This is a genomic window from Comamonas antarctica, from assembly GCF_013363755.1.
In the GTDB taxonomy this organism is placed as follows: Bacteria; Pseudomonadota; Gammaproteobacteria; order Burkholderiales; family Burkholderiaceae_C; genus Comamonas; species Comamonas antarctica.
In genome coordinates this window covers 1-17329 of the sequence record NZ_CP054842.1, presented here as the reverse complement: position 1 = coordinate 17329, position 17329 = coordinate 1, and the positions used below count along the sequence as shown (strand labels likewise).

16 protein-coding genes and 1 pseudogene are annotated in these 17329 nt (G+C 56.3%); all 17 read right to left on the bottom strand.

What is annotated here, in order from left to right; genetic code table 11:
- Positions 1–100: 100 nt before the first annotated feature.
- Complete coding sequence (locus HUK68_RS22325) at positions 101–2188, bottom strand: hypothetical protein (protein ID WP_175506479.1); 2088 nt, start codon at positions 2186–2188, stop codon at positions 101–103.
- Between the two features lie 120 nt (positions 2189–2308).
- Positions 2309–2455 (bottom strand): DUF6650 family protein, encoded by a 147-nt coding sequence (locus HUK68_RS23545; RefSeq protein ID WP_491523269.1) that lies wholly within the window; start codon positions 2453–2455, stop codon positions 2309–2311.
- A gap of 669 nt (positions 2456–3124) precedes the next feature.
- Entirely contained in the window at positions 3125–3706 is a 582-nt protein-coding gene (locus tag HUK68_RS22320) for a hypothetical protein (protein ID WP_175506478.1), read from the bottom strand.
- A 41-nt stretch (positions 3707–3747) separates the two neighbouring features.
- Positions 3748–4641 carry a lytic transglycosylase domain-containing protein gene (locus HUK68_RS22315; protein ID WP_175506477.1) on the bottom strand — a complete coding sequence of 298 codons (894 nt, stop codon included), beginning with the start codon at positions 4639–4641 and terminating at the stop codon, positions 3748–3750.
- On the bottom strand, positions 4628–5650 hold the full coding sequence (virB11, locus tag HUK68_RS22310; protein ID WP_175506476.1) for a P-type DNA transfer ATPase VirB11: 1023 nt from the start codon (positions 5648–5650) through the stop codon (positions 4628–4630). The genes HUK68_RS22315 and virB11 overlap by 14 nt, the downstream gene beginning before the upstream one ends.
- Before the next feature lie 10 nt (positions 5651–5660).
- The gene (locus HUK68_RS22305; protein ID WP_175506475.1) at positions 5661–6848 is read right to left on the bottom strand and encodes a TrbI/VirB10 family protein; all 1188 of its coding nucleotides are present in this window, start codon (positions 6846–6848) and stop codon (positions 5661–5663) included.
- Position 6849: 1 nt separating this feature from the next.
- Positions 6850–7554, bottom strand: a pseudogene (gene virB9 / locus HUK68_RS22300) (P-type conjugative transfer protein VirB9); the annotation flags it as partial.
- A 96-nt stretch (positions 7555–7650) separates the two neighbouring features.
- Complete coding sequence (locus HUK68_RS22295) at positions 7651–8325, bottom strand: VirB8 family type IV secretion system protein (RefSeq protein ID WP_175506473.1); 675 nt, start codon at positions 8323–8325, stop codon at positions 7651–7653.
- Positions 8325–9182, bottom strand: coding sequence for a TrbL/VirB6 family protein (locus HUK68_RS22290; RefSeq protein WP_175506472.1), 858 nt, complete (start codon positions 9180–9182; stop codon positions 8325–8327). The genes HUK68_RS22295 and HUK68_RS22290 overlap by 1 nt, the downstream gene beginning before the upstream one ends.
- A 2-nt stretch (positions 9183–9184) precedes the next feature.
- Positions 9185–9580, bottom strand: a complete 396-nt coding sequence (locus HUK68_RS22285; protein WP_175506471.1) for a hypothetical protein — start codon at positions 9578–9580, stop codon at positions 9185–9187.
- Entirely contained in the window at positions 9573–9785 is a 213-nt protein-coding gene (locus HUK68_RS22280) for a hypothetical protein (protein ID WP_175506470.1), read from the bottom strand. The genes HUK68_RS22285 and HUK68_RS22280 overlap by 8 nt, the downstream gene beginning before the upstream one ends.
- Before the next feature lie 41 nt (positions 9786–9826).
- A complete protein-coding gene (locus HUK68_RS22275) occupies positions 9827–10489 on the bottom strand; it encodes a TrbJ/VirB5 family protein (protein WP_175506469.1) in 663 nt (220 codons plus the stop codon).
- Between the two features lie 44 nt (positions 10490–10533).
- Positions 10534–13209: a VirB4 family type IV secretion/conjugal transfer ATPase gene (locus tag HUK68_RS22270; protein ID WP_175506468.1), complete on the bottom strand. Its 2676-nt coding sequence runs from the start codon at positions 13207–13209 to the stop codon at positions 10534–10536.
- Positions 13196–13495: a VirB3 family type IV secretion system protein gene (locus HUK68_RS22265; RefSeq protein ID WP_175506467.1), complete on the bottom strand. Its 300-nt coding sequence runs from the start codon at positions 13493–13495 to the stop codon at positions 13196–13198. The genes HUK68_RS22270 and HUK68_RS22265 overlap by 14 nt, the downstream gene beginning before the upstream one ends.
- Positions 13492–13866 carry a TrbC/VirB2 family protein gene (locus HUK68_RS22260; protein WP_175506466.1) on the bottom strand — a complete coding sequence of 125 codons (375 nt, stop codon included), beginning with the start codon at positions 13864–13866 and terminating at the stop codon, positions 13492–13494. Before HUK68_RS22260 ends, HUK68_RS22265 begins: the two co-directional genes overlap by 4 nt.
- 1290 nt (positions 13867–15156) lie before the next feature.
- Positions 15157–16164 (bottom strand): ParB/RepB/Spo0J family partition protein, encoded by a 1008-nt coding sequence (locus HUK68_RS22255; RefSeq protein ID WP_175506465.1) that lies wholly within the window; start codon positions 16162–16164, stop codon positions 15157–15159.
- A gap of 6 nt (positions 16165–16170) precedes the next feature.
- Positions 16171–17241 carry a ParA family protein gene (locus tag HUK68_RS22250; protein ID WP_175506464.1) on the bottom strand — a complete coding sequence of 357 codons (1071 nt, stop codon included), beginning with the start codon at positions 17239–17241 and terminating at the stop codon, positions 16171–16173.
- Between the last annotated feature and the right edge of the window lie 88 nt (positions 17242–17329).

Genomic DNA, 17329 nt, shown 5'->3' with positions numbered 1-17329 from the left:
AAAGAACTCCAGCGGAACCGCCGTAATTAATGAGATAGTGTATTCCAGTGAAGAAGCCCTACCCTTAACAACACAGCTGAGCTTTCTCCATAGGACTAGATTAGTCTCGCATAAATGCATACGGGGTTGCCCCCACCTCTAGACAAGAATTCATGAAGCTGCTGAGCAGCCAAAAAGCCTGCACTACCTGCGGTTCAACTTGTGATTTTCCGATCTCGCTGAATGCACTCTTTAAAGCCTTGGCTGAATAGTTCGGAATTACCACTCCAACTTCTAATACAGCCAGAGGACTCGAAATCACAACCTCGATCCTGTCCTTGATGGATATCGACGGCTTAGGCTGCTGACGCATGCGGCTAATATTTGCGGACGCGGGTAAAGTACATAGTTCAGTGGTCCAGCGATTTATTCTTTTTTTCGTTTCTTCGTCATCGACCTGCATTCGAAGACGGCCCAAATTTTTAATCGCTTGACTAATAACCTCCTGAAGGTCGGATGCGCTCAAAGAATCACTGGATGACATAGGCTGTGTATTTTTCGGGATGTGGTTCTTCGAATTTCCCTTTTTAGCCATAGTTATTGCTGCTTTTCTTGCAACCTTATCTTTCTGCTTTTCTTTCTGTTGAACCTTGGCATGCAGCCAGCGCATTTTCGGCGTGGTGGTACTGATTTCCAAATAATCGCACCATTCGTCGGTAGCGTCATCACAGATTAGGATAGAGCTCTTCTCAACAATCTTCGAATTCTCAATAGCCCAAAACGAACTGTCACTCCCAAAATTCGTGTCGGACGGAGCAGGGTTAGAACCCTTTTCGCTATGAACAGTATCGAGTTCACGAATACCGACGAGCATATTTGAGAGCTGTCTGATACTAAGCGGTAGGTTCGACAGTTCAAATGCTCCGTCTAAGCAATACATCGCGCGCCCGTGATTGAAGCTGACACGCATCGCCCGCATGCGCGATACAACACTTCCTGAAGTAAGGAGCTTTCCACTTGCATCAACATCGAAAGCACCAAACTTTGCTGCCATGATCACACGACAGGTCTTAGCGGTGATACGAAGCTTCACATCCGGCTCGTCAGCACCTAGAGACTGCCATCCCACCGGAAAAAAGAACTTCTCCTTTTTACCCGAACTATTCACATCTGGGCGGCCGTCTTCATAGCATGGTGTTGGATCAAATTCTATAGGTTCCCTCAGGGCATCAATGAAATTTTCAAAGCTTTGAACGGGTGAACCGTTGAATGGTTGCCAGCCGTGAAACCCATTGCTCAGAAGTTCTTCTTGTTCTTGCTCGATTGCAAGATGATCAAACACCAAGCTTACAGGAATTGCTCTGAGCAGCGTTTCCAAGGGTTTCGCCATGCTGGATAGAAAAGCGGAGCTAGAGATGGTGGTGTCTTGCTTGTCCGATAGCTTGCTCACGCACTCGGTAGCCCAACGGATCATGTCGCCGGCGGAGGTTCGGCTAACGCCCGCACGCAGTCGGCTGTTGTGCGCAGTGATAGCAATGCTGGTTTGAGATGACCCCGCCGGAAGGGCAAGTTGCATGGAGCCGCCGATGGTTCGATGAAGCCCGAAAGTCGACACCGCATTACCAACATCATAGGCATCCAACACCTTTCGGTTGACTTCGCCTCGTGCAGCCGCAACCTTGCGAAAGCTCATGCGTTCTATGCGTGATGCTCCACCCTCATAATAGAAAGGCTCCACGAAGGCTGCTGCAGGAATCCCTTCGAAATAGTTGTCCCAAGAATCATCGAGCGGATCTGGAACAAGATCTCTCTGCACAAAAAGATAGTCCGTTTCCCTGCCAGATGCGATTTCTTTGACGCTCATTTCTAGAATTAGAAGGTAGCCGAGCCGATGTTCAAACATATCGGCTTTGGGCAGGATTAGGGGATGACGCACGAATGGATGCACCATCGCAGATGCCAAGACCGTAACTTCATGTGTGACCGGTCCGGCAGGCAAGCTATGTTTCCACGTAGACGATGCTGCGCTCCGCACCTGCTGCCAATCTTTTGAATACGTTGGCCAGTAATCCGGTCGAACAAAATCTGAGGGCGTAAGCAAATCAAGCTTATTTCTCAGCCGAATGAACGTATCCTCGACCAAAACATCAGTCAGTGCTTTTTTAAGCAGATAAAACTGCCCCGATCTTCCAACAGAAATAGATTCCATTATGTCCTGGAAGCTTTTCGCGCTTGTCATTTACCCCCCCTTTTTAATTTATCTATATCTTTTCTTAATCTTTATTACTCAAAGAAAAATAACTCGGAGTCGTTTATTTTAAAGAGTTAATTATCCTTCATCGCGACATTCATCACTTATGTGCTCTGTACACTGTTTTATTTCCTGAATGCTTTGAATCGCCGAAGACTGAACTTCGACGGCGATTGGTGCCAAGAGTATGTTCCTACTCTGAAGAAATTCGACGAACTTCGCGATATGCGGTCGTCACTGGCCTGTCCCTGGGACTTTCGCAAATCCTTCGCCGAGACACCGGTGAGAGATAAAATCCCTGCGGTTACGGACACGATATTAACAAACCAGTTCATTCTATTCCTAAGGCATAATGAGATGTATTCTGGAGAACCTACTAAATTTATGGACTGCAGATTAAATTAGGCACTGAGTAATTTTTTAAATAACTTGCAATCGGATTCCGCTTTAAAATCCTGAATCTAAAAATTCCGCTAACTTCCGTCGCACTGAGCCCCAACTATAGCTCTCTAGCGGCACGTATTTTTTCGCAGTTAAGCTGTATTTAGAATTAATGACGCCTTTGGAGCATGCCGCCGAACGTCGTCTCAAGGTTGCGAATTCAACTGGTCGATACAACCCTGTCACGACCGCAGAAGCAGTCTTTCACGCCGATACTTGACGAATCGCGCAATCGTGCTGCCGTCCCCAAGTGTGGAGGTCGTTCAGGATATACAACGTTCAACCACTGATGTTCGCGGGTGCTGCCGTTCATGCACTCGACCCTGGATGACTCAGATCAGCCTAAGCAGGCTAACGCCAGGCTTGTCCAGCAACCTTACACCGGCTCCGTTGAGAAAACAGATGCCGCGTGTCTAGGATGCAGGACAGATCGACGACTCGCTCAACCTGCGCCTACCAGCGTACGCGCTGATGCAATGCATTATTGATGAACACGTCGATGGCCTGAGGAGGGTGCGCCGGTTGCCAGATCACCTGGTCATACACAGCCACGGTAGAGTTGTCGTCATAATCCCCAAGGTGATACGAGCCGACCAGTTTTCCAACACAGGCGCGTGGACCCAGGCTCTGGCCGTCGAGTCCCGGTGGTTCAGATATTTTCGGCTCCTTTTGGACTATGTACCCACGACTACCACTGTGCCTAGTTTCATAGGCTGAGGCTCGCATGCCTCGCGTCACATAGGAGCCTGGCAGGGCCGGTTGCAATAATGCAGGACAAGGATCATATGGGTCAAAGACTACTCTGGCGTAGCTCGACCCATCATTGCCATCGGCGATATCGCAACTTGGAAAAGGCCTGCCTTTGCGTAGATCGTGAAAAAGCTGATTGATCGGAGGGACGCACTCGGCGACACCTTTAGGGCCACCATTCGAAGCTGGGTTGGAGAGGCAAAGCAGCACCTTGCAGCCGTAATCCGACGCATATGCAGACGCTGCAGCACTGGTGAAGAGTGCCGCGACCAGAAATGTTCTCATGGCGTTTCTCCTGAATGGATCGTTCTCACCGCAAGCGCCTGTCAATGGACAAACTGGACAAATGGCGCATCCTGTCGATCGCTGCTTGCAGCTTCAAGCTGCCGCGCCAGTGGCTTACCCTTCCCTGGACCTTGTTCCACAAAAGCAGAATGGGCCACAACAGGGGTTGGCGTCACGAATCGAACCTTGACGGTTGATTCATTTGCCGCGTCTTCTCGCAGCTGAACGACGGGTGGATCGCTTGGTCTGGCACTTTCGGCAAATACAACCCATCGAGAAGGTGTCTCGGTCTGCTTCGTGCGCTCAGCTGGCCGGACAGCGGCGCGAACAGCCGCGGGGTCGTCCGAGCTTTGTGGCTCGATTGCCGGGACCACCGGTACCGGCGGCGCCTGGCCGGAAGCATTGGCAACAACCTTCTGTACATAGCTCGGCTGGCCAGCACTGCCCGGGCGGAATCCTCGCGTGAAATTCCCGGAGAAGTAGCAACTGAAAGCCGCCCTCAATGCATTCTGTTCATCGGCTATGGTTTTCTTCGCGCGCTGAAAGCAGTCTTTTAGGATGATCCCGCCGACCTTGAGATTGCGGCACGGCTCTAAGATGGTGGCATAGGTCTCACCGTGCTTCGCCAGGTTATGGCGGTTCACCTGGCCCAGTCCCAGAGAGAAGTTGAAGCCTTGTCGTTCCAGCTCATGCGCGGCGGCAACTGCTTCGGCCAAGTTACGCGGCTGACGCTCAAGCTTGCCGCCAACGACGCCAATTGCGTAGGGATTCCACGACGACTCGGTGCTCAGGACAGCTTTGAGCGTGGATGGATGGATGTCAGGTGCGCACTGGGCGGCGAGCTCGTCAAACGACTGAGACGCTGCCGGCTGGGCCAGCGCCGCAATGCATGGCAAAAGGCCGGCCAAGACCGTGATAAAGCTACGCACCCGCATAGTGAATTTCCGAAATGTAGCGGCCGTCGCGCTCGGTGTATTTCCACTGGACCACTACGTCGATGCGACGTTTGACGCGTTCGATGACCTGGTCACGCGTCAAGGAGGTATGGCCATCCATCAGCTCGCCAAAGCGGTCGTACATCTCTGCCGGTGAATCGGTGTGGATGGTGGTCAGGGTTCCCTTGTGACCAGTGTTGAGCAGGCCCAGGAACTCGACCGCTTCGGGGCCACGGACTTCGCCCATGATCACGCGGTCGGGTGTCAGGCGCATGCATGAGCGCAGCAGTGTTGCGGGGGTTACTGCGGTCTGGTCGGTTGCCTGGTGGCGGGCATAGGAAAGCCGCACGCAGTTCGGTTGCGCGGGATCGATCTCACGTGAATCCTCGATCGTGACAATGCGCTCGTACGTGGGAATGTCTTGGACCAGTGCGTTCAAGCAAGTGGTCTTGCCGCAATAGGTGCCCGCAGAGATGGCGATGTTCTTGCGCGCGAGCACTGCGGTTTGCAGGAACTCGGCCCAATGCCCGGCTTTGTAGAGCGCCAACAAGCGCCGGTCTGAACAGGGGCCGACTTCGACGTCGCTATTCACGAAGCGGAACGCCCCCTGCTCAACATAGGTGGGCAAGGTCATCCTTACCAGCGACTGCTTGCGGATCGTCATGGCAATGGTTCTCTCCGGCACCACGGGCGGGAGAATCATTTCCGTACGGTACGAGCCGCGTTCAAAGTCAGGAATGCCATCTTCCAGGTTGACCGGAATTTCGGCCGACAGAATGGGCGTAGCCCGATCGACCTCAAGGCTCTTGAAGGAGGCTGTGACTTCCGCCAGCGAGGACAGCAGCGCGTATGTCAGGCCTGGCACGGCAATCTGCTGCGCGTAGTACGAACCCTTCCTTCTCAGCCACAGCTCGCCAGGCCGATTGATCTGGATCTCGGTCACCTGCTGGTCGTCGAGGTAATGCGTCAGCAGCGATAACTTGGAGCGGAAGGAGGCAATCTGTGACATGACTGCGCCTTCACTGGATGAATTCCACGGCGTCCCAGCGCTGCACGGCCATGATCTCATCTTCGTAGATGGGACTGAAGTCGAGGTCCCGGTTGACGTAGATGCGCACGCGCGAGCCTGGTGGCACGGCGATCGTGGGCGGAGTAGCAATGTAGGGCTGCAGCACCGATTGCGAGGTCTGCGCTGCGGCCTGTTGCACCGACTGCCGGTAGGCAGCAGCCGAGTTGTATTGGTCGGTCGAACCGACACCCATATTCGACGCGCCGGCGCCAATGATGGAGAGCAGCGCAGACATGCCAAAGACCTGTGCGAAGTGCGTATCGACATGGCCTCCCATACCGGCCGTTCCCAGCTGGTCGGCACCCGCGCTGTCGAGCGCCACTTGAACGCCATCAGGACGACGCAGCATGTTCCAGATGACGAACAGCCTGTCCTGGCCTTTGCGGACGTCGGCGCTGTACACGCCGCAGATGCGCGAGCCCCAGGGGATCAGCGTGTTGCGCTCCTGTGCGCCATAAATATCGCGCTGGACGGTGGCGCAGAGCATGCCCGGAAGATCCGAGGTGGCCCGGGGCTCCAGCACGGCCTCGATCAACTTGCCCTGAAGTATCTTGTAGGGAAGGTGTCCGACCTGACTGGCCTTGCTCACCGGCACGCCGCCGCCCGACACCGCACGCGCGAACCGGGAATTCTGATCCTGCGCGCCGCGCTCGGCAGACCCACCGCCCAGCACAGGGGCCGTTGCAGGCTCCAGGGAGTCCATACCTGGTGGCAGGGCCGCTGCCGTGTTCTGGGTGTTGGGCGCGATAAGGCCAGACTTCATTCGGGCTTCCAGCATGCGGCGCTGCTGCTCCTGACGCTGCATTTCCATCTGTTCGCGCTGCACCCGCATGGGGTCGTCGGTAGGCTGCGCACTTATCATGGCGGGAGTTGCGGTGGTCTCGGGTTCCTGGCCCTTGAGCTTGGGTACCGGCTTGCGTTCTGGAATGCTCAAATTGGCGGCAGGCATGACGGGGTCGCCCGCGCTTTGCTTCACATACCAGAAGGTGACCAGCAAGGCCGCTGCACCAGTGGCAATGGCTATGCCGCTGAGTTTTTTCCTGCGACCATTTGCCACGAGCGAGGTGTGGGTCTGCTTTTCCCATTCCCGCACCGCTGCTTCGCGCTCTTCCTGCGGGTCAAGCGATGCACTGGACATATCAGCTCACCCCCACCTTGTGCAAATTTAGCCGATCTCCTGGCCGGCGGGGCAATGCATTGTTCTGTACGCAAAGATGGGCAGTGCCATTGCGCAGGGTGAACAAACTAGCCATGCGCTCGACAACGAGGTAGTGACCCTCGCGCCGCGTGTTGACAATGGACTCCGAGCCATCCGGCCCCACCGTATAGACGGAAGGAATTTCCGCGCCTTGGTCAAACAGGAAATAGGTGAACTGGCCATCGTCATAGGCTCGGCGCAGGGGAATGGCCGTCTTGTCTCCCGATGTCGCGTAATCAGAATTGCGCGAGCTTGGTTCCGCCAGTGTGACTGAGCGCTTTGGCTCCTGTGTGCTGGCTGCCACGGCTACGCTGGCACCCGGATACACGAAGCGCACCAGAAATGTCATGCCCGCCTGCTTGCGCGCGCTGGTGAGGGTGAAATAGTAGGTGCGCTTGTCCGTGAGCACTGTCAGGTTCGTTGCCGCGTTGGGCTCCACAGGCTTGAGAAAGAGTCGGTTCTGGTAGGGTACGGTCTGCCAGGCGATGGTGTCGCCGAGCGATACGACCTTGACCTTTTCATCCGCGGCAAACTCGACCGAGGTCTGATAGCCATAGGTACCCACAATCTCATAGACCTGGTTCGGGTCATAGAGAACCTGCTTCACGCGATCATCCGCTGCCAGCGGTCGTGGCGTCTTGGCCGCATGTGCCGGCAACAGAGAAACCGATGCGGTGGCTAGAAATGCACAAACCAGGGGATAGTTGCGAATTCTCATGGGCTGCTTTCTGCGTGAAGCCGTTCACTGGCGGCTGAGTTCCTGGTCCTTGCGATAGGCCGTCGTCGCGAAGCCAAGGGCGTTCTCCCATCGGTCGCCGATGGCGAGCGGCTTGAAGGTAAAGGTGCTTTGGACGAGCGCGGTGTAATAGTCGGTTTTCGGCAAGCTGCCAGCTTTCTCGGTAATGGACTGGAACGACACTTGAAATGCGTCCTTGCCCAACGACGTGATGCCCGTGATCTTTGGATAGCGGCGGCCGCCAGGGCCGATCTGGTAGTACGGGTTGTTGGGGTTTTCGACGCTGGTTTCCTTGTCGTACAAGGCAGCCACGGCCTGGGTGGAGTGCAGGCGACAGAGATCGGCGAACCGCTGGCGCCAGTCCGGATCAAAGGTGTTGCAGTACATGATGAAGTCATACACCTGGCTTTGCACGAATGCATCCTGCCCAGTGATCGTCTCGCGGCTGACCACCTGCTGCTTGACCACATGTCCATTGGCATCGACCACCGACACCACAGGAATCACGGTGTGGATGCTGGCCAGCACCGTCACCGCACTGGCGAGTCCACCGATCACAAACAGCAGCAGGCCGATAAACAGATAGGCGCGGTTGCGCTCCTGCTTGAGCCGGTTTGTACCGCCCAGCTGCACCGCCTGTGTGGCGCTGTCGCCCAGGGCGGTATGAGCGCCGGCCTTCATCAGCGCGCTCCCCGGCCCATTGCCATACGGGCTACCGTGACCAGCATGCCGGTCGAGGAAGCTGCACCACCGGATAAAGCTGCGGCCCAGCTCCGCACCCCTAGCATGAAAAGGATCAACACGCCTTCCACAATGATGAGCTGGGCGGTCTGAGATGTGTTTGCAAATGCATTCGACGCGGCCAGCGCACCCGCCGTTTCGATGGCATCGCCAAAGGTAATAAATCCGAGGCGAACGATGGCAATGACCAGGATGTACATGAAGGAAAAGGTAAGCATCTGGCTGACCCAGTTCATGAACCATTGGCGTGTTTCGGGAAACATGAGGAAACCGATGAACAGTGGGCACAGCAGCATCGTGATGGCCAGGCCGAACTTGGCAATCGTCATATACATGAGAGCCAGCACAAACAGCAGGCAGTTCACTATGAACAGTGCCAGGCCGTCGTAGATCATCCCAATTTGGGCAAAGCTCACTCCACGAAGCTGAGTTGACACCGCATCCACATTGCTCCACAACGCATCCAGCATCTGGGCTGTAGGCTTGCCTGCCATGACGGTAGCGGCAGCGCCTTCCATGAACGAAACAAATGCTGCATAGATGACATGGGCAAGACCACCCCAATGGAGTGTGCCAAACACGGCCACTGTCATCACGCATTTCGCGAGAATGTCTTTCCATTGCACGGGGGCATAGCCGGCGTAGACCTTGTAGCCAAACAGCGCCCAGTAGAGCACCGTCGCAAAGTAGATCGGCGTCGCGATGGCTTCAGCCAAGGCAGGATATGACTGCGACAAGAAGGCTTCCGTCACACCGTCCGCAGCGCTCACAACACCTTGCAAAGTGATGGCGGCCATGGCTAGCGGGGCCTTACAGTGGCGCGCCAGTGCGCGCGGACCCGGGGATCGAGCACATCTTCATCGCTCAATTCCAAATTCGAATGGAAGAACACCCGGTTCCTGATTTCCCTGACGCAAAATGAGAAATGCCGCGCCCGCTCATCCGCGGCGCCAAAGACGATCTCGCCACACGGAATTGGATAAATGGGAATCCACATGTCGAGTTGAAGCTCACTGGCTGCAAGCAGCGGATTGCCAGCCGGAGCCACAGGAATACGACGCCCCGGAGACATGGCCCGCAGTTCGCCGTTGCCGGACAATGCCAACTCGGCTTCGGGCCGGGAAATCAAATAGACAGTGCCTCCGATGGCAACAATCGCGGCCACGCTCGAAAGGAAAATCCAGATGCTACGCATTGGTTTTTCCTACATGGCTTGCGGTTTCGAGCAGCTCGAAGTCACAAGCGCAGGGTGACTTGTCGAACTTGTTGGACGTGCTTGCGCAACCCGAAATCAGAGCGGCGAGAAACAATAGCGCAAACCCGCGCCATAGCTTGCGGACCAGCCTCCACAGCGGCCATATCAGGATGAACAAGGGCAGCAGAAATGCAGCAATTTCCATAGCGGATGCTCCTTTGCAGTTGATGCTTGCTTCAGGTGCGCCTACTCGGCAGAGCGGCGGAAGTACCTCTGTGTCGCGGCTGTGGCCTGGTTCTGCTGGTTGACCATGTTTGCCTGCAGATTGGTGTTCATTGCATTGAGCTTGGCGATCGCGCTTTGCAGCATCCCGTTTTCCGCCGCGATGCGGTTTTGCAGATCCTGCGCGTCCTTGATGTTGGCGGTGCTGTCCACCAGCTGGCTCATGCGCGCGAGATTGCCTATGTGGGTCTGTACTTGCGAATACAGAGAGTCCCCGCCTGCGAGAGCAGCGCGTACGGAGTCGCTGCTCATTTGGTAGGTCTGCGCGTTCTGCGCCTGCGGATCTGCAAACAGATTCGGTAGCAAGGTGTTGATGAGCTTTTCGTAGCTTGCCTGCTTCGCTCCGAAGGCGCCCCCCTGTTGGCGGGCGACGACCTCCTGCCAAGAACCGGGAACCACCGATGCAGAGCTCAAGGATTCATTCAGGCCAATCTGTCCGCGGCCGTAGCTACCGGTGACGGCCGCATACTGGTCCTTGAGCGTGTTGTACTGGGCCTGCAGCTGCTTGAACTGCTGCTGCATCTGCGCAAACTGTGCCGTGTCAAACGTCGGAATCCCCCCTGCGGAGGCGCCCAGCGCTGCAGCAAGGCAAGCAGCTGCAGTAGCACCCAAAACTGTCTTTTTCATCATCGATTTCCTTTCGGTTTCTCAATGCACAGACATGACGCCCATCAGGACGTTTCGACTCTCACCCCTAAATTGTGCGTATCAGCGGACATTGAACGCCGCATGAAAACCGGCACCCAGATTTCGGGGTCATCGTTTTCGATCTCGCGGATGATGGTTTCCATAAGCGCGACACCCTTGTCATTCGACGAAAGCAAAGGCACGAACTGGGTCATTCCGGACAGATCAAATTTCGCCCTGATCGATTCATTGCCGCGCCGGATCAGGAAAGTGCGGTTCTCTAGGGGCTCGTCACGCACGAACTCGAACTCAGACGGGGTGAGCCCCAAGGCATCAACGTAATCCGCCTCCCTGGCCTCGGCGTTGGGCAGGAAGATCTTGGTGGCGGTCTGCTTCTGGATCGAGTCGGTTTCGCTGAAGAGGTACTTCGCATCCGGTGTGACAAACACCAGCAGGCCGTTTTTGCGGCGGATCTGCATGATGTAGCCGTCGATCTTCTCGCGCCAGAATGCATGCTTGACCAGGTTCTGGCCTTCTTCCAATACCAGGATGAATGGAGCGCCATCCATCGACTGCTCGATGCGATGGAAGGGGTAGCTCAACACCACTGCCAGTTCCGGCCTGGCCGAGCCGTCCTTGATGAGCTCCCGCATCTCATAGCAGTAGTGGCGGCATTTGCCCAGATCCACGCTGTCATCTTCGTTGTCGAACAGGCCCCAGTTCGCCCCCAGATGTCCATTCGCACCATGCCAGACGCGCATGTCCTTGGCCAGCTCACCTTGGCCAAAGCGCCAGGCAACATTGCGCAGGCGTCGATCAGCCTGGGGCAACTCGTAGTTCTCGTGGACGGCCCACTTGAACCTTTCGATGTCATCCGGAGTCAGCCGGCCGCCGTAGCAGGTGCGCATCAGCATCATCAGATCGACCAAATAGGAGCGGTTTTCCGCGGTGTCCGGCAGCTGCATGGGATTCCATCCCGTATTGCCATGTACCGACAACGTGGTGTGCTGTCCGCCCATGGCGCGCATGAACACCTTCGCGCCTTCACGGTTGTCGAACCAGAAGACCCGTGGTTTGGCCTTGTCGGCCATGGCAATCAATGCACTCAGCAAGGTGGTCTTGCCGCTGCCGGTATCGGCGGTGATGGCCGTATGCCCGGCCACCATTCCCTCCATCTCGCGGTGGAAGTTGAAGTAGTAAGCGGTCTTGCTTTTGGTCTCGAACGGCATGACTGCCGGGCCCCACAGATTGCCGGCGATTTTTCCCATCGCATAGTTGTGGAGTGATGCGAAGCCGGCGAAATTGGCAGACTTGATCTTGGCGCGCCGCCCCATGAAATGCTGCGCCTGTCCCGGGAGTTGCGCCCAGAAGAAAGTTTCGACGGCAAACCATTCGCGTACAGGCTTGACGCCCAGGTTGACGAATGCCTTCTTCAGCAGATTGATCGCTCCATCGAGGTCGGCGCAGGTTTGCCGGCGGTTGTCTTTTGGGTCGCCAAATCTCGTGGTTTGCGGCACATGCACCAGCATGGTCAGATGGTGCAATCCATTGACTGAACGGCCCCGTGTGAGATCTTGCAAGCCCTGCGTTATCTCATCCTTGTCCTCTTGCGCCGCTCCTGCATGGTCGTTGACGGAGACGCGCCGGCGCTCCTGCAGCATGTCGTGCTCGGCACTGATGCGGTCGGTGAAAAAGAACGATTGCGTGATGATGAACTCCACGGGCTGGCAGAGAAACTCATCCAGCATTCGCGAAGGCGTGCGCGCAGGCCACTCTGCCATGCTCAGCATCGCTGCAGCGCTGCTGCCACCCAGCCTGCGAACAGCCAGCGTATTGCTGACCATATTGAAGTCGATGCCTGATGTCGCCAGTGCACGGTCGAGCGTCAACTCCATGACCGGCACGCGTTCGTCTTCGAGATTGATCAGGTAGTGCAGGAAACGGCCAATCTCGGTGTAGTCGCCGCCAAGATGATCCAACACTTCTTCGCGACCGTATGCCGGCTGGTCCCCGTGCGCCTGCTGGAAGCCGTGCCAGTCCAGGTCGAAATGCTCGATGGCTGATCTCACGGCATTTCGGTCTATCGGGTCGTGCCCAAAGTTTGGCACGCGCTGGATGCGCAGCTTGCGGGCGCCATACCCGGACAGGGTGTTCACCAGCAAGTCCGATGCCTCGTTGAGACTCTTCGCTTGATCCTCGAAACGCTCCATTTCGCTTTCTTCGGGCTTGGTGCCTGACAACCATGCGTAGGCGCGATCCAATACTCCCGGTGCCCCTTGTCTGAATCGATTCACAACAATCGAAATGTAGATCTCGTTCGCATAGAACGCCTGCTGTTCGCTGCGCTTCCTCCACGCGTTGTTGAACTCTCGGGAAAGCCATGTGCCTCCTTCGCCGGCTGGATAGGCATGCACTTTGCGGCGTATCAGGTGAACATAGATACCGCGGTCGCTGTTGGCGAGGGAGCGCAGGACGGTATTGCGCTGCCGCTCGAATTGCTTGATCTGCTCCACGCTCAACGATTCGAAATACAGCCCGTCGAGCTTGATGACCTGGATCAGCCCGTCATCCTTGGTGATGACTGTCTCGTCGTCGTAGTGGACGGTATAGGGGATCATCTCGCTGACCGCCAGCTCGCGGTCATCGGCGCTTGTCCACCGCGGCGTCGGCATTCCCAGCGATAGGCCGAATGCATTTTTCAAAACGTTAGCGAGGTGCATAGCGCCGGCATCCCCAGAACCGCTTGTTGGGACAGGTCTTCAGATGACAGGCGGCGGCCATAATTCCAAAAAGGTAGACATCTTTTAGACAGACGATGTAGCTGGCCATGAGCAAGGCCGGAATCAATGCCACCGGCCATAACGAACGGGTCACTAGGGCTGCCATGCCAGGGAAGTAAAAGCTCATTGCCAGACTGCCCAGGGTAAGTCCTCCGATCATCGTGGGTCGGGTCATGGCTGCCACGAGCAACTCCCCATCGTCGTGGCGCGGTTGCACGGCGCTCATTGGATGGACCCTCCAGAGCGCGCCCGCAGATCCGAGACGATATTCGGCGCGAAGAACACCAGTGCAATACCCAATCCCCAACCACCCAACTGCATGAGATCGATGCGGCCGGTTTTCCAGCGGTAGCCCTGTATGGCCAGGGTGATGATGCCGATGTAGTAGCCCCACTCATAGATGAGCAACTGCGCAATCGCTTTGAGGAAATCGGTGATTCCTCCAAATGTGCCGCCGATGGTTTGTGCATGGGCGAAATGCGGCACAAACACGAAGGCGATGGCAGCGCACTGCACCAGACAGTGGAGCAGTCCATCCCATCCGCGTTGATCTCCAGACTGTCCAGGCCTGTGGCCGGAAGAACTCACATCGTGCATCGGTACCGCCTCTCGATTGGAAGTGCTGTATCCGACACCTGTGTCCTCGCTTTTGGCCAGGAGAAGGTTGTGCCGGAAGCAGCTGCGGCACTATGTTCCGGCAATGCACATTGGAAAACCACCGTAAAAAACACGGATGTGCTCACGAGATCTCGGCGTGGATCACGCGTCGCAGAGGACCTGTACGCCCCCCAGCACAGTTATTAAATATTTAATAACCCGGCGGTTACTCCGAATTCAGAGGGTTCATGAAGGCGTAAGTCGCACAAAGCAGGGGTGAGTGTTGGAATCGAAACGGGTGCAACGTGCTCTTCGGCTGCTTGGAACAGTCCATGAGCAACTGATAGTCTTTTGCCAACCTTGCCGTGATGGCTGCATCGGCCTGCCGCGGGCAGTCAGTTGGTCAATTATTAAATGTTTAATAACGAGCCATGCGCTTGCGGAGCACCGTGCCCTATGACCTCACGATGAGCCACCACGGGTCCCAAACGGAACCTCAGGACAGCGTTTATTAAATGTTTAATAAGCGGGCAGCTGGCTTGGACTCCGATGGATCATGGAAGCAAGCGCTGCACAAGCCAGGGGTGTGAGCTGGAATTTGAGGCGGGCGTAAGGTGCTTGCCGGGCCGCCCAGACAACCGACAGCATGTCGCTAGCTCGCCGTCAGCGGCACCTGCCTACCGCTGGCAGGCAGGTAGTCAATTATTAAATGTTTAATAAGCCAGCGCTCGGCTTGGACGCAGGGGAATCATGAGCCGCGCACTGCACAAGCCAGGGGTGTTTGCTGGAATTTGAAGCTGCGCAAGATGCTTGCAGGCTGTGTGTGGACGGCAGAGAGCGCCTGACAGCCTGTGCCAGGCTTTCCGTCACGGCTGGACCGGGCTGCGGCTTGCAGGCAGGTGGTTCATTATTAAATATTTAATAAGGTCCACATTAAGCTGGTTTTAGAGGAATCCAGCAAGCACACAGTGCACAAGATAGGGGTGAACGCTTCAATTCAGAGCATGTTCCCAATGCTTGCCGGCCAGCTTGTGCAGGGTGAAGCAACTCGTTGCCTGGACATACCCCGCCAGGTGCGGCAACCTGTGCCTGATGTGCAAGCGGTCAATTATTAAATGTTTAATAGTCGACCATCCCATGCCATCACCCGCGTTGGTCGCGACCTACGAAGGCCCTCGCTAAGGACATTATTAAATATTTAATAACGCCTGAGCCTCGGCTGGCACACGGGGCCGCCTCTGGTGAGCGGCCTTGCACGGCCAAAGCAAAGTTGATGGCTCCGTCTTCCCCTTATGCTTGCACAGAGGCGTCAGGGACTTCGGTGAGGGCGTTCTGGCCAAACCGGCTTAGAAGTTGCTCCAGGGCCTTGCTGAACTCTTCTTGCTGGTCTTCTTCGATCTGCAGGCTCAGCTCGAACTGGGCTCCAGTCTGCCGAAGCGTTCCATTGCTGTAGCGAAAAATCTTGCCGGTTTTCTTTTTCGTCTCGGTACCTGGCTTCTTGTCCAGCAAGACCGCACACTGGTTGATCATCCAGTGCACGGATTGACCGTTGGAGCTATAGATCGAGGCCAGCGAACTGGCCTTGTCCTCGGATACCTTGCGCGCAACCTTTGCCAGATTCTGCGCGATGTACGCTGGAAAGCGGCTTGGATTAAGTCGCACGATCTGCAGCGTCTCCTCCGGCAATTTGCGAAATGCCGTGTAAAAGCTCAGTTGCGACTGCGAAATTCCCGTCTTCTTTGCGATTTCCGACTGCGTCGCACCCTGGGCATACATCTTTTCGAAGAAGAATGCCCGGTCAAGATCGCAATGCTGCTCGCGCGACTCGTTGTGGTTGTATCCGAGCCAGGCGGCCTGCAGTGGAGTCAGGTCATGGTGGACCTGCGCGGCCAGTGCGTCCGTAACCAGGTGTTCGCGGCTTGCCGTCACGCGCGTCCAGCCGTCGGCAATCATGAACCGCCCGGGCTTGTCCGGATGCGGAATGACATGGATGACCTCGAACTGGCCGTGAGTGCGGATGCTTTCGGCACGCTCGCGCAGTACCTGGGGTGTGTACACCTCGCGCGGAGCGAACGGATTAGCATCGATCAGATCCAGCGGGATCTTGCGAATGTCGCGCTCGTCGGACGCCACGGACTCGACTGCCTTGGCAGGCTCTGCGTCATCCGGGGTATAGGGCTTAAATGCCGGCAGAGGTGTCTTGCCTGTAAGCGCTGACTGGTGCGCCTTCGCTGCCAGATCCATGGCTTCGGAAACGCCCATGCGTTGATGTTTTGGCTTCGCGGTGGTTGGGGTCATGATGGTTTAGGCCTTTGCAGCAAAGCCGGGCTGGGTGACGTTGAACTCGCTAGCAATCACGCGAGCGAACTGATACAGGCTTTCGGCAGCCTTGCTGTTGGGATCCTTGAGGATGACCGGCATCGATGCGGGGACGTCATCGGCATCGATCTGGCGTGTGAATGCGATCGAGTGCGGAATCTGCACCGGCAGGATGCGGTTCGGATAGGACTTGGTCAGGATGGCGTAGTTGTGTTCCACATGCTTGCGGCCGATCTGCGCCTTGTTCACCAAGATCGCCAGATCGATGGGCCGCTTGGCCAACTTCTGTATTTCATCGAGGTTGAACTGCAGCGCATCCAGCGCGCGCAGGCAGCTACCCTCGGGTTCGACCACGGTGAGGATCTTCCCAGCCAAATGGGCAAGGTAGGTGAACGCCACGCTCACGGGCGTCGTGCCCGGCGTGGTGTCCACCAGGATAACGTCGTAGTGCTTGGACAGAAACGCGCGATTGCGCAGCACGAACTCTTCGGCCTTCTGTTCACGTCCCATGCCAACGATCAGCGCCGGATTAGTGGAATCGAGCTCCACGTCGGAAGGGATCAAGTCCAGAAAACCGTCCTTGAAAATCGGAATGATGAACTCGCGCAAATCATCGGGCTTGTCGCCGCCTTTGAGCAGCAGCGTGCCGATGTGCGGGTGGTAGGTTTCGGTTTCAATGCCCAGCATATTCGTCGCCGAGGCTTGGGGATCGGCGTCGATCAGCAGCACTCGATAGCCAGACAGCGCCAGGGCCGTGCCCAGATTCACGGTGATTGAGGTCTTGCCGATGCCGCCCTTGGTCATGCGGGTCACGACCACTGCAGGCAATTCGGTATTCACCGCCATCGCCTTCTTGACTGCCTCAGGCGTTGTGTTTGCCAACCGCGCTCGAATGTTGAGCATGTCCTGGGGCTTGTACTTCATCTGCCGCTGGCCTTCGGGCAGTTTCTCGCTCCCACTCAGCCGCATCAGGCGCCTGTTGTCCAGTTCTAGCCCCAACAGCGACAGCGCGACAGACGCTTTAACGTTGGGTTCGATGGGCATGGATGTGGACATGGCACTTGATCATGAGTGGAGCTGACCACAAGTGTATATGCATTCATATTCGTCGTGGATGTTTTTTTGTGTTGTAGCAACAAAAAAC